Here is a 22819-nt window from a genome sequence, read left to right as displayed (position 1 = left end):
GCGGCTCAGATCGTGACCTGTTCGCCGAGTTCGACGACGCGGTCCGAGGGGATCGAGAAGAATTCGGTCGGATTGGCCGATTGCCGGAACAGGGCGATGAACAGCTTGTCCTGCCACGTCGGCATGCCGGAATTCTGGGCCGGCTTGACGCTGCGTCTGCCAAGGAAGAATGACGTCGTCATGATGTCGAACTTCAGGCCGGCCTTGCGCAAGCTCGCCAGCGCCGCCGGGATCCGCGGACTCTCCATATAGCCATAGTGCAGGATCACGCTGGTGAAATCCTCGGAGAGCTTATGGATTTCAAACCGCTTGCTTGCCGGCACGCGCGGCATGTCCTCGGTCAGAACAGACATGATCAAGACCCGTTCATGCATGACCTTATTATGTTTCAGATTATGCATGAAGGCCGCAGGCGCGACCTCGGGCGTATTGGTCAGAAAGATCGCGGTTCCCGCCACCCGGATCGGCTTCGATCTCTCGAGCATGCGGATGAGATCCTGCATCGAGATCGAATCGCGGCGGGTCTTCTTGGCGAGGAGCGCAGCGCCGCGGACCCAGGTCCACATCACGATCATCGCGCAGCCGCCAAGAAGCAGCGGCACCCAGCCGCCATCGACGATCTTCATGAGATTGGCGGCGAGAAACGCCAAGTCGATCGCGAGAAAGCCGGAAACGAAGAGCGCCGCGAGCCAGACCGGCCAGCGCCAGAGCTTCCAGACCACGACAAAGGCGAGCGAAGTGGTCACGACCATCGTGCCGGTCACCGCTATGCCATAGGCGGAGGCCAAGGCGCTGGAGCTCTTGAACAAGAGCACGAGCGCCAGCACGCCGATCAGAAGCAGCCGATTGATGCGCGGCACGAAAATCTGGCCCTCCTGCGTCTCCGAAGTGTGGAGGATCAGCATTCGCGGCAAGAGGCCAAGCTGGATCGCCTGCCGCGCCAGGGAAAACGCGCCGGTGATGACGGCTTGGCTGGCGATGACCGTTGCGATCGTCGCCAGGATGACGAGGGGCAGCAGCGCCCATTGCGGCGCGAGCAGGAAGAACGGGTTTTCCATCGCCGCCGGGTTGGAGAGCACGAGGGCGCCTTGGCCGAGATAATTCAAGGTCAGAGCCGGAAGCACGAACGCCATCCAGGCGATTTGAATCGGTCTGCGGCCGAAATGCCCCATATCGGCATAGAGAGCTTCGGCGCCGGTCACGGCCAAGAATACAGAGCCGAGCACCACAAAACCGATCATCCCGTGGCCGAACAGAAAACGCAGCCCATAGAGCGGATCGAAGGCCAGAAGGATATTTGGGGCATCGCCGACATGGATGGCGCCGAGGACGCCGATCACAAGGAAAAACACGCTCATGACCGGGCCGAAGAAAGCCGCCACGCGGGCGGTGCCATGGCTCTGCACCCAAAAGATCGAAATGAGAATGACGATGGTGGCCGGCAGGACATAGGGCGTAAACACTGGCGTGACGAGCTCAAGCCCTTCGAGCGCCGACAGCACCGAGATCGCCGGCGTGATGATTGCGTCGCCTGAAAACAGCGCCGCCCCGGCGACGCCGAGGAAAAATACCGCCGCCGCCTTATGCCCGACCGCGGATTGGGCGAGCGCCATCAGGGACAACGTTCCGCCCTCGCCCTTGTTGTCGGCCCGCATCAGGAACAGCACATATTTGGCGGTCACTGTGAAGAACAGCGCCCAAAGCAGCAAGGACACGGTTCCGATGACGCCTACGTCGGTGACGCCGCCATCCTTGATATGATGCAGCGACTCCCGCAGCGCGTAGAGCGGGCTCGTTCCGATGTCGCCATAGACGACCCCGAGAGAGCCTAGCGCCATAGCGGCGAAACTGCTTTTTTGAGGGACGGCGGAAGGCGGGCCGGGCGGCTGTCCCGCCTGCGTGGATGCGTCCTGGCCTTGTTGCGCGATCTGCTGCGCCATTTGAAAGTCCTTCGAGAGGCGCTTCATGCTGCATAAGGCCGCGACGGCCGTTCGCCGTGCGGGCATATAGCCTCTTCTGGCATTGGAGAGAAGGGGCTTGGGAAAGAAGAAGCCCGGCCGCAAATGCGGAACGCTCCGCCGCCGGCGCTTTCGTCGGGGCCTTAAGAATGTTGATCGACTTTTCTGGCTCCGACTTGCTTCAACTCTTTGAGTCTGAGCGATTCCTATTCGATCAGATAGAGGCGTCTAATCAGGACGCGCTCTAAATGTTCAAGTTGAAACGACGATGCGCTTCATGCCTATGTTCGAGCGCCTGATCCCACTTTCGAAACCGGCCTTAAAAACACATGTCGAGCCTTGCCCCCGCCCTTCCGATCGACGATGTCCTGGGAGAGCTCAAGGAGCATCTTTTGGCCCATCCCAAGGCGGTGCTCGTCGCCCCCCCTGGAGCCGGCAAGACGACGCGCACGCCGCTGATCCTCAGGGATGAGCCCTGGGCGAAGGGACGCAAGATCATCGTTCTGGAGCCGCGTCGCCTCGCCGCGCGCGCCGCCGCCGAGCGCATGGCGGCGACGCTCGGCGAAAGGACCGGCGAAACGGTGGGCCTGCGCGTGCGCTCGCAATCGCTGGTATCGGCCAAGACCTCGATCGAGGTCGTCACCGAGGGCGTATTCGCCCGCATGATCATCGAGGATCCCGCGCTCGAAGGCGTCGCGGCGGTTCTTTTCGACGAATTCCACGAGCGCTCGCTCGACGCCGATCTCGGCCTCGCCCTCGCCCTCGACGCAGCCGCCGCATTCCGCGAGGATCTCCGGATCCTCGTCATGTCGGCGACGCTCGACGGCGCGCGGGTCGCGCGGCTCCTCGGCGATTCGCCGATCATTGTCAGCGAGGGCCGCGCTTATCCGGTGGCGACCAAATATCTTGGCCGCGATCCAGGCGAACGGATCGAGGCCGCCGTGGTTTCCGCCGCGATGCGGGCGATGGCCGAGGAACCCGGTTCGGCTCTTTGCTTTCTGCCGGGCCAAGGCGAAATCGCCCGGGCCGCCGCCCTGCTGGGCGAGCGCCTTGATGGCTCGGGGATCGAGATCGCGCCGCTTTATTCGGCGCTCGAACGGTCGGCCCAGGATCGCGCCATCGCGCCGGTCAAGCCGCCGCGCCGAAAAATCGTGCTCGCGACATCGATCGCCGAAACCTCCTTGACCATCGAGGGGGTGCGGATCGTCATTGATTCAGGGCTCGCCCGGATGCCGCGTTTCGAGCCCGATCGCGGCTTGACCCGGTTGGAGACCGTCCGGGCTTCGCGCGCCGCCGTCGATCAGCGCCGGGGCCGCGCCGGCCGCACCGAGCCAGGCGTCTGCTACCGCTTGTGGGAAGAAGCCGCGACAGGCGCTTTCGAGGCATTCTCAACGCCCGAAATCATGGCCGCGGACCTCTCAGGCCTCGTCCTTGATCTCGCTCTTTGGGGCGTCCGCGAGCCATCGAGCCTGCAGTGGCTCGATCCGCCGCCGCTTCCGGCGCTCAAGGAAGCCCGCGCGTTGTTGCGGGACATTGGCGCGCTCGACTCCGATGGCGCGCTCACCGATGCGGGACGGACCATCGCCGGCCTCGCCCTGCCGCCGCGCCTCGCCAAGATGATCGTCGCCGCGCCGGAGGGCGATGCATCGCTCGCCGCCGAAGTCGCGACCCTCCTTGTCGAGCGAGGGCTTGGCGGTGACAGCCCCGATCTCGCGGCGCGCCTGGAGCGTTTCCGGCGCGATCGCTCACCACGGGCCGAGGACGCCCGCCGCCTTGCCCAAAACTTCGCCAGGCGCGCCGGCGCGAAGCCGAAGCCATTGTCGCGCGCGTCGAAAGGGAGCCCGGAGTGCGGCAGGCTGCTGGCGCTCGCCTTCCCCGACCGGATCGCCAAGGCGCGGGGCAAACCGGGCGAATTTCTCATGGCCAATGGCCGCGCCGCCAGCATCGAGCCGCACGAAGCCCTGGCGCGCGAAGCTTTTCTCGCGATCGGGGAAGTCGCCGGCCGGGCCGCGTCGTCCCGAATTCTTGTCGCGGCGGCGCTCAGCGAGGAGGATGTCGAAGCGGTCGCCGGCGCCAAAATCGCGACTGAGACGGACGCCTGTTTCGATGCCGGGCGAGCGATGCTGAGGGGTCGGCGCCGCCGGCGGCTCGGCGCGCTGACCTTGAGCGAACAGAATTTGCCGGTCGCGCCCGGCCAAGACAGCGCCCGCGCCCTCGCCGAAGGGATCGCGGGCCTGGGGATCGATCGGCTTCCCTTCACCAAGCCGCTGACGCAATGGCGCGAGCGCGTGCTTTTCTTGCGTCGTTTCGAGGCGGACGACGCCTGGCCTGATCTCTCCGAGGAGGCCCTGGCGAGAACCGCGGCGGAATGGCTCGCGCCCTTTCTTCACGAGCGGACCAGTCTTGCGGCGATCGCGCCGGAGGACCTAGACAAAGCCTTGAAATGCCTCTTGCCTTGGGATCTGCGCCAGCGCCTGGAAGAAGAGGCCCCGACCCATTTCGAAACCCCGGCGGGCTCGCGCATCGCGCTCGACTATGGAGCGGACTCCGGTCCCTCGCTTTCGGTGCGCGTGCAGGAGTTGTTCGGGCTGGCGCGCCATCCAACGCTCGCCCGGGGAAGGTTTCCCCTGACGCTTGAGCTTCTGTCGCCGGCCTCGCGGCCGATTCAAATCACCAGCGATCTACCCGGCTTTTGGCGAGGCGTCTGGGCCTCTGTGAAAACCGAAATGAAAGGCCGCTATCCGCGCCATTTTTGGCCCGACGATCCCGCTAGCGCGATCGCCACGACCCGCGCCAAACCGCGCGGGACATAAGGGCGCGGACGCACTAGGACGTCGCCTGAAAATGCGCCTGTCTTTCAAACGAAGCAGACTTTGACCAAGCCGAGGCGCCATTTTTACCGGGGCGGCGGCGGACAGTTATCTTGCGTGTCATCCGGGTCAGGCCGATGTTCCAGGATTTCCCCTGGCTGGCAATCAAGAACCGCGCAAATCTTCGACAAGGTGTCAAAGCGGATCCCTCGCACCTTGCCGGATTTGAGCAATGACACATTTTGCTCGGTCAAATTGATGCGCTCCGCAAGCTCCCTGGAGCGCATCTTGCGCTTCGCCAGCATCACGTCGAGATTGACGATGATGGCCATGGTCAGACGAAACTCCTGTTCTCATCCTCAAGTCTCGCTGCCTCCTGCATCACAAGGGCGAAGGCGAGGAAAAGAAGCCCGACGATCAAGGAGGAAACCTCATCCGAGCCAATTCCGATGACGAGATGCCGCTGGCCCGCCGGATTGGCGCTCGTCATGACCAGGACAACAAGGGTTCGCACGACGATTCCGGCAACGGCGGCGGCGATCGCCAGGACGCCAAGACGCACAAGACGGCGCGGGGCCGCCGAATCGAAAATCTCCGCCTTGCCGAGCAAACAAAAGAGTCCGCGAGCTTCCCACATCGCGGCGACAAAGATCGCGACGGGAATGAGGCTCAGCAAATAAGGCAGGATCAACGAGTTGCCGGACGGCGCGAGCGCGATGCCTGGAACATCCCTCTGCAAATAAGCCGTCAGGGCGCTCTCGTTGCTCCATAGGTAGGCGCAGTAGGCGACGACGAGCGCCATGCCGCCAAAAGCTATCCATTCCGCCGCCCGCGAGATGAGACGCAGCTTCCTGCGCTTATCGCTGGCGCTTGCGCTTGTAGCGCGGTCAGGATGGAGATCGTGTTGCATAGGGAAAACCTTCTCATATTGATTGACTAAGTTATCGTAGCACGATAAATTTTTAACTCAAACAGGCAATTTCTGTGAGCAGAAAATATGGCTTTTCCCCTCCGTGTTCTCGTTCTTCTGGCGACCCTAGCGCTCTCCGGCTGCGGCGCGATTCCATTGGGATCGCTCGTTCAGTTGAGCCGAATCAACTTCGATACGACCGATCTTGCAGCATTGCGCAGCGCCTTGCGCCTGCCTGACGGGCTCAGGCCGCGTCCCGGCGGAGTCAAATTGGAAGTGCTGGTCAAGGTAAGCGGCGAGCCGGACCGGACAACCACGTTCCTTTTGACCGAGAAACGGGACCCCGCTGATATTTCGAGGCTGCCAGAAGCCCGCCGGCCAGGCTTTTCGACCTATGTCTACGCTCTGTCGGCCGGAGATGTCGGGCGGCTCGAAGTCATCCGTTCCACGCTTTTCAAATATCGTCAGGATGGCAAGAGCGCGTCCCTGGGCCTTGGAGTCGCGACGAAAGAATTTTGCATCGAGAAGCCATTTTCGGCCGGGCCTCTCCTGTCGACGACTTACTTGCTGACGTCGGAGACAGGCCGCTATGTGATCGTCACGAAAGATCTCGATCTGCGCAAGGAGCCGGCGATGGCCGAAGAGATCTCCAGGCTGCGATCATGTTAGCGCAGAAAACGTGATCGAAGCGGACTTCGTCGACTGTCCGCGCCTGGCGCGCAACGCGGACCAGTTCGAACCGGCCCATCGCCCGGGGAGGACTGCGCCGGAAGGCCAGCGCGGTCCTCCCCGGTTTTTTGATTCGGCATCATTGCTTCAAGGCGAATTGATCACGCTTTCCACCCCGTTATTTCAACGCATGATCTCATCCAAAAAGTCCGCGCCTTTTTTTTGGACCATCCTCTAATTCTTGACCGGCGCTACGCCGCGGCCGACGCCGGAATAGGCGAAGTCGCGCCCGGCCATGTCGGTCGGTTCGTAGATATTGCGCAGATCAACCATGATAGGCGCCTTGAGCAGCGTTTTGACGCGGTCGAGATCGAGCGCCCGGAACGCATCCCATTCGGTCACGATGACCAAGGCGTCCGCCTTGTCGCAGCAGGAATAGGGATCGTAAAAGAACGTGAGATCGTCGAGCACGAGGCGGGCCTGGTCCATGCCCTCGGGATCGAAGGCGTTGATGCGCGCGCCGCCATCTTGAAGCGCGGTAATGATCGAGATCGCGGGGGAATCGCGCATATCGTCGGTATTTGGCTTAAAAGTCAGGCCAAGAACGGCGATCGTCTTGCCGCGCACCGATCCGCCGCAGGCCGCGAAGACCTTGCGCGCCATGGCGCGTTTGCGCTGGTCATTGACCGCCGAAACCGTTTCCACGATCCGGATCGGCGCGCCGAAATCCTGCGCCGTCTTGATCAGCGCCTGCGTGTCCTTTGGAAAGCAGGAGCCGCCATAACCTGGTCCCGCGTGCAGGAATTTGGAGCCGATTCGCTTGTCGAGGCCGATGCCGCGCGCGACATCCTGCACATTGGCGCCAACCTGCTCGCAAAGATCGGCGATCTCATTGATGAAGGTGATCTTGGTCGCAAGGAATGCGTTGGCCGCGTATTTCGTCAGTTCCGAGGTGCGGCGGCTGGTGAAGACGAAGGGCGCTTGATTGAGATAAAGCGGCCGGTAGATTTCCGACATCACGGCTTCGGCGCGCTTGTCTTCGACGCCCAGCACGATGCGATCCGGCCGCTTGAAATCGTCGATCGCCGCGCCTTCGCGGAGGAACTCCGGATTGGAGACAACAGCGAAATCGGCGTCAGGGCGGGTTTCGCGAATGATTCGCTCGACCTCGTCGCCGGTGCCGACCGGAACCGTGGACTTGGTGACGACGACCGTGAAACCATCGAGGCCGGCCGCGATCGCGCGCGCCGCCTGATAAACAAAGGAAAGATCCGCGTGGCCATCGCCGCGACGCGACGGCGTGCCGACCGCGATGAAGACAGCCTGGGCGTCCCGCACCGCCGTGACCAGATCGGTCGAGAACGATAGCCGCCCGTGACGGACGTTATTGGCGACGAGATCTTGCAGACCAGGTTCGAAAATCGGCATTTTCCCGGCTTTCAACGCCTCGATTTTCTGCGCGTCCGTGTCGATACAGATGACGGTATGCCCGAAATCGGCGAGACAGGCCCCCGAAACAAGTCCCACGTAGCCTGAACCAACCATTGTAATATGCATCTCTAACCCCCAGAAGACGGGCGACCCCGACCAACGCGCGCAGCCTTAGCATGCTTGGAGCGAGGCTTGAAGCAACTCTGGGTTCTGTTGGCCCAAGGATGCCGCTTCTCTTTCTCGCCTCAGCGCGATCCTTTCTTGGCGGCGTCGCCAGACTGTCATTAAGCTGTCGCAGACCCTCCGGCGTCGATTCCGCCGACAGATCCCGATATGCTTTTCCTGCTTTCTTTTCGGAATGTGTCATCCGGCACAGGCGGGCGAGGAAAACTCAGCAGGATTGCGTTGGCAAGCCGCCGCCATCCTGATTAGATTTTTTTGATTCTGCGTCATTTTCCGCCCCAAACCGGAACGGCATTTCGAAATGACGCCTCATCTCCCAGAGATTCAAAAAAGAGGCCTCGGCATGAGCGAGATTTTAGCGCCGGACATTTGCATCGTCGGAGGCGGGGCGGGGGGCCTGTCGCTTGCGGAAGGCGCAGCCGCGTTCGGCCTTTCCGTCGTGCTGGTCGAAAAAGGCGCCATCGGCGGCGACCGGCTCGCCCATGCCATTCCCAGCCACGCATTGCTCGCCGCGAGCCGCTTTGCCGCGAGTTTGCGCGCCGCCCAGGATTTCGGCATCGAAATTCAAGAGGCCAGCCTTGATTATGCGGGCGTGCGCGCGCATGTCGGCGCGACCGTCGCGGCGCTCGCCCCCAATTATGCGCAGGAGCGCCTCGAAGCCCTCAATGTGACCGTCATTCGCGCGTCGGGACGGTTCACGCGCGCCGATACGCTGGCCGCTGGCGGCGCGACGATCAAGGCGCGCCATTTCGTCATCGCGACCGGAGCGCCAGCGAAACCCTTGGCGATTCCCGGCCTCGACCTGATCCGGCCCCTTAGCTACGGTTCGGCCTGCGCCTTGGAGAGCCCGCCGCGACGGCTCATCGTGGCCGGCGCGGATCCGCACGGGCTCGCCCTCGCGCAAGGGTTGCGCCGTCTCGGCAGCGAAGTCGTCATCCTGGCGCCAGAAAAGATTTTTGCGGGCGAGGATGACGAACTGGTCGCGCCGGTTCGAACCGAGTTCGCCCGCGAGGGGATCGCCATTCACGAGCATGTGAGGATTTTGAAGGTCGAGCCGCAGGGCGAGGGCCTTTGCGCGGTCATCGCACGGGCGGCGCCCAAGCCGCAAACGGAGACAAAGACGATCGAAGGGTCGCATCTGCTCATCGCCGCCGAGGGCGCCCCTCACGTCGAGGGGCTGGGCCTCAAAGCCGCGCGCGTGCGCTACGACGCCGCAGGAATTGCGGTCAGCCGGACTTTGCGCACGAGCAATCGGCGAATTTACGCGATTGGCGCAGTTGCGCGCGGCGCGGCGCCAGCCGGGACCGCCGAACATCAGGCAAGTCTCGCGCTTCGCCAAATTCGGCGCGGTCCGCTTGCGCCCCTGCTCGGCCTGCTGGCCGGGCGAATATGGCCGGGGGCGATCGCCAAGGTCTTTGCGGTTGATCCCGAAATCGCCGTCGCCGGCCTTTCCGAGGCCGAAGCGCGGGAGCGGCGCTTGAAGATCCACGTGCTGCGCTGGCCTTTCGCCGAGACCGACCGGGCCCGAATTGAGGCGAGGCCAGACGGACACGTCAAGCTTGTCACCTCCGCCCGCGGAAGAATTCTTGGCGCCGGAATTGTCGGACCGGCGGCGGGGGAGTTGATCAATCTCTGCACGCTCGCCATATCGAAAGGCATGAGCGCCGCCGATCTTGCCTCGATCATGGTTCCCTATCCGACGCTTTCCGAGGCGGCGCGGCGGGCCGCCATGGCGTCTTGGCCTTCCGTCGGCGCGGCATGGACGCGGTTTGTTCCCGGTCTTTGGCATAGGCTCGATTAAGGGGCGGCCATGAGCGATCTCGTCATTCCTCCGGGTGATCGCCTCGCCGCAGGGGGCGCGGCTGTTGCGGCAAAATGTCGCCGCCCGATCTTTTTTGGCTTGGCGACTCGGGTGCTTGTCCTCGTCACGACCTTCGTCATGGTCGCCGCGACCATGATTTATATCCCCGCCATTGCCGGTTACCGCGACAATTGGCTGCTGAACCGGCTCAGCGCTGGCTATACTGCCGCGCTCGTGCTGGAGGCCGCCCCGCGCGCCATGGCGCCGGAGTCCTTATCGCGCCAATTGCTGGATAGCGTCGGCGCAAGGATCATCGTGCTCAGCAAGCGCGGGACGAAGCGGATACTCGCCGCCTCCGAACTGCCGCCCGCCGTTGACGAAGTCTATGATCTGCGCCAACCGAGTTTCCTGGCCTCGCTCGCCGGCGCCATCCGGACCCTCGCCGCCCCGAAAGGACGCGTTCTCACAATCGTTGGCGATGCGCCGATGGGCGGCGAGGCCATCGCCATCACCATGGACGAGGCGCCGCTCAAAAGAGCGATGCGCGGCTATTCGGTTCGGCTCCTCGTGTTTACGCTTGTCATGTCAGCGATCGTGGCGAGCCTTGCGACGGTCGCGATCCATATCATGGTGCTTCGCCCGGTGCGGCGGCTCACCACCAGTCTGATGGCGTTCGGAGCGGACCCGGCGAACGCCTCCGGCGTCATCGCTCCCTCCGGCGCCAATCACGAGATCGGCCATGCCGAAGCGGCGCTGGCGATCATGCAAAACGCCCTCGCGCGCGAATTGAACCAGAAAAAGCATCTCGCCGCGCTCGGGCTGGCGGTGGCCAAGATCAATCACGACATGCGCAATATGCTGTCCGCGGCGCAGCTTTTGTCTGACCGCCTCGTCAACGTGACCGATCCGCTCGCCCAGCGTCTCGCGCCCAAGCTCGTCGCCACGCTCGATCGCGCGATCCGCTTCTGCCAAGCGACCCTTACCTATGGGCGCGCCATCGACGAGCCGCCGAAACTGGGCCGCTTCGCCTTGCGCCCTCTTGTCGACGAGGCGGTTGAGACCATCGGCCTCGACACCGGCATCCGGGTCGAGATTGTGAATGAAGTTCCCGAGGCGTTTGAAATCGTCGCCGACGCCGAACAGATTTTTCGCATCCTCATGAACCTCATCCGCAACGGGGTCGAAGCGATGCAAAGCGCTGGCGCAACGACCGGCTGGCCGGCGGAGGTCCGCATCACGGCCTCTCTCGATGAAGCCGCCGCCGTGATCGAAGTCGCCGATACTGGCCCAGGGGTTCCGCCCGCCGCGAGGTCGAAGCTGTTCGAAGCGTTTTTCACGTCGAGCCGCGCCGGCGGCTCGGGCCTTGGCCTCGTCATCGCCGCCGACCTTGTTCGCGCGCATGGCGGAAGCATCATGCTTGTCGCCAAGGACGAGGACGAGAGACCCGGGGCGAAGTTCCGCGTGACGCTGCCCCTGCGCGAGGCGAATGGCGGCGCGTGACGGCGAAGGGACTTAGCGTATGTGGAAAATGCTCTATTGCCATGACGATTGAGAGCCGTTAAGTCTCGCCCCGGCCATTGCGGTCATGTCTCGTGCGGCCCGGCCGACGACGCGACGCGCAAAGGCCGACACGGCAGGCGCCCGTAGCTCAGCTGGATAGAGCACTAGACTACGAATCTAGGGGTCAGGAGTTCGAATCTCTTCGGGCGCGCCAATTCTCCGCCGGAGCTCGCTGGAGCACTATCGAGAGGCAGAGCATCTTGCGATGCACTGCCAAAGGCAGAGGTGCTTTTTCTGCAGTGCCGAATGTCATGGAGCCTTGGCTACCGCGTCTGGCAGCCTATAACCGCCGTTCAACACGGATTCGCCGGGGCGATAGACGCGCATCAGGAAGTTCCAGCCTTCCGTCACATCCAGGCGGTTTGGTACGTCGCCGCATGCTTTGGCGCTGCCGAAAAAAGCCGTGAACGTCCCGTCCGGATTGAGCCTGGTGTTGAACTGATTGAGCACGCTGTTCGCGCTCTTCATATAGCCGTCCGATCCGTAGACCGTGATGGACCAGAAGCCCTGATTTCTCGGCACCGTGTAGGTGGCGGCGTGGCACTTATCAGCCGGAAGCCCACCATTGTAGTTGATGTAGACGGCGTCCTTGTTGGGAAACAGGCCCCACGCTCCGGCGCAGGCAAGATGGCGGGTCTTGTCGTTCGCGACGCCGCGCGGCCCCATCCACTCGTCGGGATACTTGTCGTACTTGGCGAGCTCCGCGTTGTATGCGGCGGTGCGCTCAGCCAGCGATGCCTTGTTCCATTTCGGCTCCGGAAAGGGATCGGCACTGGCGGCATTGATGACGAACTGATCCTGCAGCTTGTTCACAAACGCGATGTCTGCGGGATCGTCTGGGTTGCGCAAATGGATGCGCAGGATGAGGCCGAGATATTTGGTATCCCGCGGGAGCTGGTGGACGCCGGATGTGTAGATCACACCGGGCGCATAGTGATCGTTGTCGACCATGAGCACGGAAAAGTACCGGCCGTCCGGTATCTCCGGAACGGTCAATGTTGCCCCCTTCGATGTGTCCACCAGAGCCGACGAATAGAGCGTATCCTTGTTCATTCGGATAACGTTCTGCTTGTCGAGCGGTGTGACCGCACGGTAGTGGAACCACTTGTTCACGCCGCCGGACAGTGTGAGGCCGCCGGCAAAGGCGCGGTCCGTCTCGGCACGGCAATAGTTCGCCTGCGTCACGACATTGGTGTTGTCCTGCGCCGGCGCCGGGGCAATGGCGCCGATGATCATCGCGGCCGAAATCAGCAGCAGCAGCGGGATCTGGGAGGCTCGCATCATGGGTTCCTCTCGGGAATTATTTCACGCGTTCGAGCGGCGGCTGTGTCCATCGCCCATCCAGTGCTTCAGGCTTCGGCCAATAAAGCCTTAGCGTCGCCCAGAACGGGCCAGCCGGGATCGGCAGCCAGTTCGCCTCCAGGTCTTTCCCCGGGGATTCATGCTGGAGATAGAGCGTAATCTTGCCGTCGGCGTCCCGCTTCAGTCCCGGCAGCATCGGCGAATTGATCAGATAGCGATCGATGGCATTGTCGTAAAGCAGACTCGCCGGCAGATCGTAGACGGTAAGCGACCAGAACGAGTTGACCGGCGGCAGCTGATCCAGTGTGAAGCTCAACCTGTAGCTGTGGGCGCCCTCGAGCTTCTCGGCGCCAGCATCGATGAAGTAGGCCGGATAGAGGGCTTCCTCTTTCGAGTTGCCATATATGCCCAGCGCAGCGGCCGCCTTGCGGGCCATGTAGTCGTTCTTCATGAACTCGCGGGCGCCAAAGCCCTCACTGGCGGGTCGCTTGCCCGTGTCGATCTGTGTCGCCTTGAACTCCGCAAATTCTTTCCAAGCTTCGGCCATGCCCTCCTGGACTGCCTTCTGCAGATCAGGCGACATGGCGTTGAAATCGAACTTCTTGCCGGCGCCAATGCCGAGCCTTGCAAAGCGCACCATCAGCCCGGTTTCGGACGGGTGAGTAGGACAGAACTGAAGAACGAAATTCAGGATGTTGAAAAACTCCGGCGACGTGCGCTGCTGCTCCGGCGACAGAGGCTTGATGAACTCGATGGGGAGCGGCGCGGCAGGGGCCGGCTGCCCAAGGAACTGCGACAGCGGCTGGACTTTGTACCCCGCCTGAACCTTCTTGACGTTGTCGATATCGCCGGCATCGAAAAGCTGCGTCCGATACTGCACGAAGTCGAAGTCCGTTTCCGACCGGATGACGGCCTTGATGCCTTCCGGTTCCTCGCCATTCCAGCGAGGACCGGCCAGCAGGAAGTTTGCAGCGCCGTTGCCTGTGGCACGGCTGCCGACATAGGCAAAGTTGAACGTGTACATGTCGACGAATTGCAGCGAGTAGTATCGCGCTGTCTCGACTTCGGGCACGCTAATCACGAGCGGCTCGGCGCGCAAATCAGCCCCGAGCTGCGAATATGGCGTATCCGAATTGGGCGTCTGAATTGCCTTGTCGGCCGGCGTGAACACCCGCCCAACGTTGTTGACGGTGTTCCATGGCGCCTTGAAGTCCGGATTGTTCCGGTCGACAAAATACGAGTACTGGACACGATAGTTGTCCACGAGCGGGAGGCCGTAAATGGTGGCTTCCTTCGCGATGGCGCGGGCCTCTGCAGGGGAAGGTTCCTGTGCGATGGCAGCGTTCGCCATCAGCAGGGTCATTGCTGCAAGAACGATTCTGACCATGGTCCGCTAGCTCCCGCATCGTTACATCGTCTCGAACTGCCGGCCGCGGTCATGTCGACGAAGCGATCTTCAATCCGTCGTAGTGGCCGCAGCGAGCCTCGGACGCTATCGGTGACAATTGCAGGCCGAAGGTCAGAATATCATAGCGCCCCAGCGGAGACATAGTTATCGGTTTCATCTACGCTGGGGCGCCAAATGTTTCAATCGCTTGGTTGTTTGCCGCCGTATTAAATGTGCAATTGGTACGGCAATTAATAATACGGTAAATTTTAGCTGCCGAGCCGAGACATTACGACGGCTTGCCAAGGTTGGCTTAAAGGAAGCGAATCCGCTCGCCCATTTCAAATTTTACATCATCAGACCCTAGCTAGGGAAGTAGCTCTAACGCTGGCTTCCCGCATTTGATCCCCTTCAAGTCCGCTATGGACTTGACCGTCGCCGACGCTAGTTTTTGATGCGTCAATTCTGACGTCTGTTGGGAGGGAATAAATGACCGCACTTGATCGCCGCGCTGCCTTGAAAACAATTCTAAGCGGCGCCGCAGCCGCCACCCTCGGCCTGACCATGATGCCGGACCTAGCCGAAGCCTCGCCGCTAGCGATGGGGCTGGCGCCTTCTGCGAAGACAGAAGATTTTATCGAAAAGGCAGTCGTCGTTGTACGTGGCCGCCGCGTGCGCCGCCGGGTTTGCTGGTGGCGCAGGAGGCGTCGGGTGTGCGGCTGGCGCTGAAGCCCCGGCGTGGTTGGTGACAATTACGCCTTGCCACCAGCCTAGAGCATGATGCCGAAAAGTGGAAACCGGTTTTCGGACGACATCATGCTCTAACTCTTTGATGAGAGGCGGATTTAAGACTTTGGACGTGATCGCGTTGCGATTCCGTCCAAAATCATCCGGCTCCAGAGCATATTCCGAACAAATTGGTTCAATTTGTTCGGAATATGCTCGGACTCTTCAAACACGGGAGTGTGAGCTAAGTCGGCGCTCGCCTCAGTCGGCGGCTTGCTCACGCAGACTCTCACAGGAGACGCCTCGCTTTTCCCGCGCTTACGCCGCAACGCGGTCGCGTCGCGGCTCCTTGACTCGGAACCATGCGACGTAGAGCGCGGGGAGGACTATCAGGGTAAGAACCGTCGCCACGAATAATCCGCCCATGATCGCGAAAGCCATCGGCCCCCAGAACACCGTTGGGGCAATCGGAATGAATCCGAGAACCGTCGAAATCGCCGTCAGCATGATCGGGCGGAAGCGGGAGAGGGTCCCCTCGACGATGGCGTCCCATGTTTGCCTCCCCTCCGTCCGCTCGGTCTCGATCTGCTCAATGAGGATTACCGCATTGCGGGCGATCATTCCGAGCAGCGCCAGAATGCCGAGGATCGCGACGAAGCCAAGCGGCTTGCCAAAGATGAGCAGCGCGGCGACGATCCCGATCAGTCCCATCGGGACAATGCTGACGACCAGAAAGAGGCGGCTGAAGCTGTGCAGCTGCGCCATCAGGAAGGCGACCATGAGGAACAGCATCAGGGGAACCTTGGCGAAAACCGACGCCTGCGATTGCCCGCTTTCCTCCACTGTCCCGCCTACCTCGATGTGGTAGTTTTTCGGCAGGCCTTCATTCAGCTTCGCAATCGCCGGCGCCAGCGACTGGACCGCGCTTTCCGGCGACGCACCGGAAGCGACATCGGCCTGGACCGTCAAAGTCGGAACGCGCTGGCGGCGCCAGATCAGCGGAAATTCTTGCTCAAAATCGAAGGTTGCGACTTGGCTGAGCGGCGCCGTGCGCCCGTTGGGGAGCGGAAGCTGCAGGGCGCGCAAGGTCGACAGCGAGACGCGCTGTTCATCCTGCGCCCTTGCGATCACGTTGACGAGATAGATGTCGTCGCGCACCTGGGTGATCGGCGCCCCGGTCATCACCGTGTTCAGAACCTCGGCGAGCGCTTGCGAACTCAGGCCCAAGAGCCGGGCTTGATCCTGATCGATATTGATGCGGACCATGCGGGACGGCTCGATCCAGTCGAAATTGACCTCCCTGACATTGGCGTTCGCGCCAAGGACTTCGGCGAGGCGCAAGGCGATTGACCGCACCTGCGCGATGTCGGGACCGCCAACCCTATATTGCACCGGCCATCCGACAGGAGGCCCAAGCTCGAGCGGCGACACTCTGGCGACAACGCTCGGCAGTTGCTCCGCCAGCGCTCTTTCGAGCTTCGTCTGAAGCCGCTTGCGCGCGGCGACGTCTTTGGCGACGACGACCGCCTGGGCGAAGAAGTCGTTGGCCAGTTGGACGTCGAGCGGAAGATAGAAGCGGATCGCCCCGCGTCCGACATAGGCGCTCCAGCGTTCGACGTCGGGATCGCCCTTGAGGATTGCGTCGAGTGTGGCCGTCGCCGCGTCGCTGGCGTAGATCGAGGCATTTTGTGGCAGGGTGAGATCGACGACGAGTTCCGGCCGGTCGGAGGCCGGGAAAAATTGTCGCGGCACATAGGGCAGCGCCAGGAGAGCCGCAACGAAACACGCCAGCGTCGCAGCGATGGTGAGCCAACGCATTCGCATAGCCCCGACAAGGAGCCGTTGAAAGAGCCGCAACACCAGCCCTCGTTGATCCGTCGCCGCTGCCTTCGGCTTGGCGAGGAGCGCGACGCCAAGCAATGGCGCGAACAGAACGGCGACGAACCAGGAAACGATCAGCGCGATGGTCACGACGGCAAAGATCGAAAACGTGTATTCGCCCGCCGCGCTCCGCGCAAAGCCGATCGGCACGAAGCCCGCCGCCGTGACGAACGAGCCCGTCAGCATGGGGAAAGCCAAAGTCTTATAGGCGAAAGTCGCGGCCTCCTCCTTGCTCTCGCCCTGAGCAAGGCGCGAAGTCATCACATCGACGGTGGTCATGGCGTCATCGACGAGAAGGCCCAAGGCGATGATCAAAGCGCCCAGCGAAATGCGCTGGAGATCGATCCCGAGCCCTTCCATGATGGGGAAGACAATGGCCATCGTCAGCGGGATCGACAGCGCGACAACCGCGCCGGCGCGGATCCCAAGACTGACGAAACTCACCGCCATGATGATGGCGATCGCCTGCCACAGCGAGGTCATGAACTCGCCGATGGCGGTGTTGACCACCGCGGGTTGATCGGACACGAGCGTCGGCTCGATGCCGAGCGGCAGATCGGCGATGGCCGCGTCAATCCCCTGGCTGACGTTCCGGCCGAGCGCCAGAATGTCGCCGCCATTCCTCATGGCGATGGCGAGGCCAATTGCGGGCTGTCCATTGACGCGGAACATCGGCTGCGGCGGATCGGCATAAGCGCGGCGCACTTCGGCTATGTCGCGAAGCCGGATCAAGCGCCCGTTGGACAGGAAATTGACGGCGAGAATGTCCTGTTCAGACCGGAAGGCGCCCGACACCCGCAGCGAAAGCTTCTCGTTGCCGGTCTGTATGGAGCCCGAGGGGCTGACTGCGTTCTGCGCCTGCAATGCGGCGATCAAAGCCGCTCGGTCGATCCCGAGTCCGGCCAGGTGCTGGATCGAAAACTCGACGAAGATCTGCTCATCCTGAGCGCCGAGGATTTCGATCTTCGATACATCCGGAACCTGCAGCAATCGCGAGCGGATGTCCTCGACATAATCGCGAAGTTCGCGATGGGTGAATCCATCGGCGGTAAAGCCGTAAATCAACCCATAGGTGTCGCCAAAATCGTCGTTGAAGCGCGGACCAACGACGCCCGGCGGCAGGGTATGGCGGATGTCGCCGATCTTCTTGCGAACCTGATACCATATGTCAGGCACCTCGGCGGCGGTCGTCTCCCCTTTCAAATTGACGAAAATTGTCGTGACGCCGGGACTCGTGTAGCTGCGCAGGTAATCGAGGCCCTTGGTTTCTTGCAGTTTGCGTTCAAGCCTTTCCGTGATCTGCGCGAGCGTGTCGTCGAGGGTCGCGCCCGGCCAGGAAGCCTGCACGATCATCGTCCTGAAGGTAAAAGCGGGGTCCTCGCTGCGGCCGAGCCGGAAGTAGGAAGAAAGGCCTGCGACGGTCACCGCGATCATCATGAAGATGACGAACGATCGGTGTTTCAGCGCCCATTCGGAAAGATTGGGGCCGGTCACGAAGGCGATCCGATCAGGCGTATCTTTTGCCCGGGGTGGAGCGCCTGAACGCCGGCGGTCACGACGATCTCCCCACCGTCCAGGCCTTGCGAAATCACCACCGATCCGGGATCGAACCGCAACACCTCTACATTGCGCAGCGACACCGTCAGGCTCGAAGGATCGACGATCCAGACTGCAGGCTGGCGATCGATCGTCGTGAGGGCGCTGGCGGGAACCGAGATGCCTGCGGCCGAATCCAACTCCATGCGTCCCGTCACCGTCGCGCCAAGCCGCATGGCGCTCGGAGGATCGCTCAAGCTTACCCTCACCTTGAATGTCCGGGTGATGGGATCGGCCTGCGGATCGACCTGACGCACCCGCCCGGTCGCCGTGACCGAAGGATCGTCGGTCAGGGCTACGATGATTTTAGGGTCGGGAGGAGCCGACCGTATCACCTGGGCTGGCGCGTCGAACACGGCGTCCCATCCCACCTTCCGGGCGACCTGGAAGATCATTTGTCCAGCCTGCACCACTTCGCCGGACTCGGCGCCTCGGGCGGTGACAGTTCCTGCGGCGTTCGCCTTGAGTTGAGTGTAGCTCACGCGATCCTCGGCGATTTCCAACTGCGATTTGGCGTCATCGACCCGGGATTGCGTGGTGCGCAGCTCCTGCTGCGCCTGATCGAAAAGGACCTTGGTGGTAAATCCCCTCGCCAAAAGAGTTTCCTGGCGCTTAAACGTATTGCGCGCCTGCGCCAATTGCGCTTTTGCGGCCGAAAGTGCGGCCCGCGCCGATCGCAAGGCGTTCAACTCGTTCTGCGGGTCGAGTTTGGCCAGCACCTGATCCGGTTCGACATGGTCGCCGACGCCGACCAATCTTTCGATGATCCGTCCGCCGATGCGAAAGGCGAGAGCGGCTTCGTTTTCCGCTTGAATCTGTCCGGTCAGAACGACCAATTCGCCGATCTCGCTTTTCTCGGTGGTGACCGTGCGGACCGGGCGCGGCTCGGGAGCCTTGGCTTCCGTCTCCGCCTTGTCGCACCCAGCGAGCAAAGGAGCAAAAGCCGGTAAAAGAATCAGGGTGCGCGCCAAAACGCGCCACGCTTTCGGATAAGGGCTGCATACTGCCAAGGCGCCGTCCTTTAACCTGGATATGCTCACATATCCAATCGCGACTGGCGCCCGGCGCCTCAATCCCACAACGTGCGACTTTGTTGGACCTGCCCGACGACGCCCTTAATTGTTCATCATCGGTCGATTTCCCTCGCCTACGCGGGGAGCCCCGATGGCTGCCTTGCGCAAGGGGTCGCCGCCTCTCGTTGCGCAAAGCCCGCGGACAATCCTTACGCTGCTATTGGCTTGAAATTATTCTCCGGCAATCGCCGTTTGGCTCTAAAGGATTTCAGTCCGGGCCTCTGGCGGCGCTCCCAGGGGCCCGGAGACAATTAAAACGCCGTCATTGAGCGGGCTTGGCGCGTCTGCGTCTCTGTTCGGCGCGGAGTCGTCTCCGCCGAGCGCGGCGCTCCCACCAGGAATGAGGATGAGCGGGCCGGCTGCGGCGGCGCGAAGTCGCGGGAGGGGCGCCCTGCGCTTCAGGAGCGGCGGCGACGGCTTCGGATGCGCCTGCCGCAAACACCGCAGCTGCGCCTATCGCAAAAAGACCATCTAAGAAAGAGCGGCGAGACAACATTTTCATGAACCCTTTCAGCAGGAGCGATCCTGGCTCTACAAGCTATATTCGCATCGGTTAAGTCGGGCGCCTTCAGTTTCCCAAGCTTTACCGGCTCAAAAAAACGGAAAGGCCCATGCGTCGAGCCGCTTTACCCGAAATCGTGACCCTCTTAGGTTGATCGAACGAACGCCCGAGAATACAGATCGGATGCCGAGTGACATCCTTTGATCTGATCTGTCCACGACGACGCTTTTTCTGATCAGTGTTGGTGAGTTGTATTGGCATACTTCAAATGCTCGCAGGTAAACGAGTTACCGCCGGGCAAATGGAGTTTTGCATGATTGAGGCTAAAGTCAAGACAGCGTCGAAAGTCAGCGGGCTCACCGCACGATGATCCGCGGATCACTTCGCAGCCAGCGCTTCGCCGCGGCGTGGCGCTGGCGGCTCTCCTGCGGGAAGCGACGGGATCTGATTTATCTTGCGGCGCGGTCTATGTGATCATGACGATGCGCTTGACGCCCAGCGCCCGTCATTGCAGGAGCGCGCCGGTCCTTTCCGGGCGCAGCCGGTCACGCAATGCGAAAACCGCAAGCGGACGGTCATCGGCAGCCACGTAAAGAAGCGACTTGCCTTCCGCCTCGAATGTCTTTGGCAGCTCGCGCGCGGGCGAGCGATATAAGTTCGTCATCCTGCAGGAAGCGTCGGTTGCCGAACCGGATGCGGCGTCCATCAATTTGAGCTTCGACGCCGTGGCCCACGATGAAGCTCACTTCCTCATGCGGGATATGAGCAAGTCGCCGTTGTCGCGCGAGGCGCGCCACGGCGCGCTCTTCGTCGACGTCTTCGCTGCGCGCTTGTCGCAGGGCTCGAAAGGCGTCTCGGGCAAGGCGCGCAAGACCGCAGCCGATCAGCCTCGCGATCACATATTTGTGATCGCCAAAGCTCTGTACTTCCGGAAATGCGGGTGTTGGGATGCAAAATCACCCCTGGGTGGGCCCATAGTCAAGCTCCAGTTGTCTTTGTAGCGGGCGTTGGCGGACCACTTCAGTGGAGGCAGTTCACTCCTGCCTGACCCCTGACCGTGGCTCCAGGTGCGCTGATGTTCGCATTTCACGCCATATCGGAGCTCTCAGGTGGGAAACTCGACGGCATCCACCTGCTCTGGTCACCGCCTTTTCCGACCGGCCATGCGCTCGAAGGCTTCACCATTGAGCGGCGAGTGGCCGAACGCCCCGACGGCAGTCACTGTTTCAGCCTCGCCCCCGCCGATCTCGACCGCGCCCGGCGCCTGGGGGTCCTGCCGCTGCCGGACGCGACCGTCTGGGCCACGCCGAACAATCAAGTAGAGCCGCTTAAGGGCTCTTGGACCTTCCGTTGCGACCTCGTCCGGCGGCGCGACACGGTCGACATCGCCGCAAGCCAGGGCATCGCCGCCTTCGCCGCCCGCGCCGACGGCAAGGTCGTCGCGGCAAGGACTTTCAGCGGCGGCGCCTGCCGCCTCGCGGCAGCCGACATCGCGACGGTCTGGTTCGTCCTCAAGACAATCGACGCGCCGGTCAGGATTTGCGGCGACCTGCGTGACAAGGTCGTCTGGGACGGCGCGAAGACCATCGTATCGGGGCTGCAGATGCCCTTCCGCGCTGTCAACCCGTCGCTGGCCTCGGTAAATGATGAGCATCAGCAGGCGATCGCCCAAGCCACTCCGGAAGACATCGACGGGGCGTTCGACGACCTCTCGCGCTATGCCAATGCGGCGCTCCGGCGGCCGTTCGCCAATGCGGCCTGGCGCGTCTCGGTCAACGACCCCACCGCCGATGCGAGCGGCTGGGACACGCTGCCCTTCGGCCTGGTCACGGCCCTGTCGGCCTCGTCGCCGTTGCGCCGCGGGCTGGGGCTCGGCTTCATCGACCGCTTCGATCTGACCCCCGGCGAGGCCTATGACTACCGCATCCGGGGAAAGGTCCCGCGCGCCGACCGGGACGAGCAGCGGGTCGATTTCCATACCGCGCCGCGCGGCTACGCGCTGCCCTCGCGCTTCGCCCTCGGCGAGGTGGTGCTGCATGTCACGCCCGCGCCGATCGTCGAGGCCGATGCCGCGGCCTCGGACACGCTGACCGCGCTCCGGAAGCTGATCCGGTTCAAGCGGATCAGGGCCAGCCTGCCGACGCCGACCACGCGGGTGGTCCTCGACGGCCGCTCGGAGGGACCGCTCGACATCCTTGGCCTGCGCTCAAGCCTGCCCGTCGCGAGCCTGTCGGCAGCGCTCGGTCAGCGGACGCTGGTCGAGTTCAGCACGCCGGTCGACGAGATCATCCTGAAGGGCGACGGCGCCTTGGCCGGGCTGGTCGCCCGGCCGCTGGGGCCGGGGCTGGATCCGAAGGAGCCGGTCGAAATCACCGCGGCGGTCTATGGCTTGGTCTTCGCGCCTGGCGCGCCGCCTCCGCCGCCGACAGGAATCGACGTGGAGAATCTCGGGAGCTCGGCGCGGGCAAGCCGCCGGGGACAGCGCGACGATCACCTCGGCTTCGAGATCGCCTGGGATCCGCCCAGCACAGCCGATCCGTCAGCGCTGGCGCTGTGGCCAGCCGATGCCCAGTCGGCCCCGCCGACCGAGGTGGCGGGCTATGTCCTCGAGCGCGCCGTGGGCGCCGGTCCGTTCGAAGGCCTGCAGGGGTCGGACGGGCTCCACTTCGGAGCCCGCAATTCCGACCCGGCTGTTGATTTCCACTGAGATGTGACCCTGGAAGGCCAGAGTTTTTCACTGAGAACTGACCCATGTTTTGACCTCCCCCTGGCTGATTTGTCGGGGGATCCAGGAGTGATCGACATGGCGTTATTGAGCGTAATCCGGCGCTGGCATTTCCGGCAGGACGTCCCGATCCGGGAGATCGAGCGGCGGACGGGATTGTCCCGGAACACGATCCGCAAATACCTGCGGGCGGACGCGGTTGAGCCAAAGTTCAAGGTTCCCGATCGGCCAAGCAAATTGGACCCATTCGCCGAGAAGCTGGCGGGTTGGCTGCGGCAGGAAGCAGTCAAATCGCGCAAGCAGAA

General features: G+C 62.6%; 16 protein-coding genes, 1 tRNA gene and 1 pseudogene. 9 read left to right on the top strand and 9 right to left on the bottom strand.

The genetic code is table 11. The features are described from left to right. Positions 1-5: 5 nt before the first annotated feature. Positions 6-1940, bottom strand: coding sequence for a potassium transporter Kup (locus DL86_RS08765; protein ID WP_156964550.1), 1935 nt, complete (start codon positions 1938-1940; stop codon positions 6-8). Positions 1941-2287: 347 nt separating this feature from the next. On the opposite strand from DL86_RS08765, the gene hrpB reads away from it, so the two are divergent. After that, complete coding sequence (hrpB, locus tag DL86_RS08760) at positions 2288-4771, top strand: ATP-dependent helicase HrpB (RefSeq protein WP_036260427.1); 2484 nt, start codon at positions 2288-2290, stop codon at positions 4769-4771. An 83-nt stretch (positions 4772-4854) separates the two neighbouring features. On the opposite strand, the gene DL86_RS08755 is transcribed toward hrpB, so the two are convergent. After that, a complete protein-coding gene (locus tag DL86_RS08755) occupies positions 4855-5100 on the bottom strand; it encodes a helix-turn-helix domain-containing protein (RefSeq protein ID WP_036260425.1) in 246 nt (81 codons plus the stop codon). A gap of 2 nt (positions 5101-5102) precedes the next feature. Beyond that, positions 5103-5678: a DUF2975 domain-containing protein gene (locus DL86_RS08750; protein ID WP_036260423.1), complete on the bottom strand. Its 576-nt coding sequence runs from the start codon at positions 5676-5678 to the stop codon at positions 5103-5105. Positions 5679-5765: 87 nt separating this feature from the next. Between DL86_RS08750 and DL86_RS08745 the strand changes: the two genes are divergently transcribed. Continuing rightward, complete coding sequence (locus DL86_RS08745; protein WP_036260421.1) at positions 5766-6347, top strand: hypothetical protein; 582 nt, start codon at positions 5766-5768, stop codon at positions 6345-6347. A 234-nt stretch (positions 6348-6581) separates the two neighbouring features. Here DL86_RS08745 and DL86_RS08735 read toward each other — a convergent pair whose 3' ends face one another. Next, on the bottom strand, positions 6582-7904 hold the full coding sequence (locus DL86_RS08735) for a UDP-glucose dehydrogenase family protein (protein ID WP_036260414.1): 1323 nt from the start codon (positions 7902-7904) through the stop codon (positions 6582-6584). A 400-nt stretch (positions 7905-8304) separates the two neighbouring features. On the opposite strand from DL86_RS08735, the gene DL86_RS08730 reads away from it, so the two are divergent. From DL86_RS08730 to DL86_RS08720, 3 genes are all read left to right on the top strand, one after another. Further along, entirely contained in the window at positions 8305-9762 is a 1458-nt protein-coding gene (locus DL86_RS08730) for a dihydrolipoyl dehydrogenase family protein (RefSeq protein ID WP_036260594.1), read from the top strand. A gap of 9 nt (positions 9763-9771) precedes the next feature. Next, positions 9772-11262: an ATP-binding protein gene (locus DL86_RS08725; protein ID WP_051953037.1), complete on the top strand. Its 1491-nt coding sequence runs from the start codon at positions 9772-9774 to the stop codon at positions 11260-11262. 137 nt (positions 11263-11399) lie between these two features. Continuing rightward, a tRNA-Arg gene (locus DL86_RS08720) sits at positions 11400-11476 on the top strand. A gap of 95 nt (positions 11477-11571) precedes the next feature. Here DL86_RS08720 and DL86_RS08715 read toward each other — a convergent pair. Next, positions 11572-12606, bottom strand: a complete 1035-nt coding sequence (locus DL86_RS08715) for a DUF1254 domain-containing protein (protein ID WP_202899182.1) — start codon at positions 12604-12606, stop codon at positions 11572-11574. Between the two features lie 16 nt (positions 12607-12622). After that, positions 12623-14011, bottom strand: coding sequence for a DUF1254 domain-containing protein (locus tag DL86_RS08710; RefSeq protein WP_036260411.1), 1389 nt, complete (start codon positions 14009-14011; stop codon positions 12623-12625). 489 nt (positions 14012-14500) lie between these two features. On the opposite strand from DL86_RS08710, the gene DL86_RS19215 reads away from it, so the two are divergent. Beyond that, a complete protein-coding gene (locus DL86_RS19215; protein WP_084572801.1) occupies positions 14501-14740 on the top strand; it encodes a twin-arginine translocation signal domain-containing protein in 240 nt (79 codons plus the stop codon). A 315-nt stretch (positions 14741-15055) separates the two neighbouring features. On the opposite strand, the gene DL86_RS08705 is transcribed toward DL86_RS19215, so the two are convergent. The 3 genes from DL86_RS08705 to DL86_RS20335 all read right to left on the bottom strand — a co-directional run bounded on the left by DL86_RS08705 (position 15056) and on the right by DL86_RS20335 (position 20453). Next, positions 15056-18112: an efflux RND transporter permease subunit gene (locus tag DL86_RS08705; RefSeq protein ID WP_036260408.1), complete on the bottom strand. Its 3057-nt coding sequence runs from the start codon at positions 18110-18112 to the stop codon at positions 15056-15058. Further along, entirely contained in the window at positions 18109-19224 is a 1116-nt protein-coding gene (locus DL86_RS08700; RefSeq protein ID WP_245276313.1) for an efflux RND transporter periplasmic adaptor subunit, read from the bottom strand. The genes DL86_RS08705 and DL86_RS08700 overlap by 4 nt, the downstream gene beginning before the upstream one ends. 1070 nt (positions 19225-20294) lie before the next feature. Further along, positions 20295-20453: a hypothetical protein gene (locus DL86_RS20335; RefSeq protein ID WP_156964549.1), complete on the bottom strand. Its 159-nt coding sequence runs from the start codon at positions 20451-20453 to the stop codon at positions 20295-20297. A gap of 46 nt (positions 20454-20499) precedes the next feature. Here DL86_RS20335 and DL86_RS08690 point away from each other — a divergent pair, with 46 nt between their 5' ends. From DL86_RS08690 to DL86_RS08680, 3 genes and pseudogenes are all read left to right on the top strand, one after another. Then, positions 20500-20790 carry a hypothetical protein gene (locus DL86_RS08690; protein ID WP_156964548.1) on the top strand — a complete coding sequence of 97 codons (291 nt, stop codon included), beginning with the start codon at positions 20500-20502 and terminating at the stop codon, positions 20788-20790. Positions 20791-20864: 74 nt separating this feature from the next. After that, entirely contained in the window at positions 20865-22496 is a 1632-nt protein-coding gene (locus DL86_RS08685; protein ID WP_036260399.1) for a hypothetical protein, read from the top strand. Between the two features lie 96 nt (positions 22497-22592). Beyond that, positions 22593-22819: pseudogene (locus DL86_RS08680) on the top strand (IS21 family transposase); the annotation flags it as partial.

Source organism: Methylocapsa aurea, from assembly GCF_000746085.1.
GTDB classification, from domain to species: domain Bacteria; phylum Pseudomonadota; class Alphaproteobacteria; order Rhizobiales; family Beijerinckiaceae; genus Methylocapsa; species Methylocapsa aurea.
Note: the sequence above shows the minus strand (reverse complement) of the source record. Positions and strands in the feature narration are given on the sequence as shown.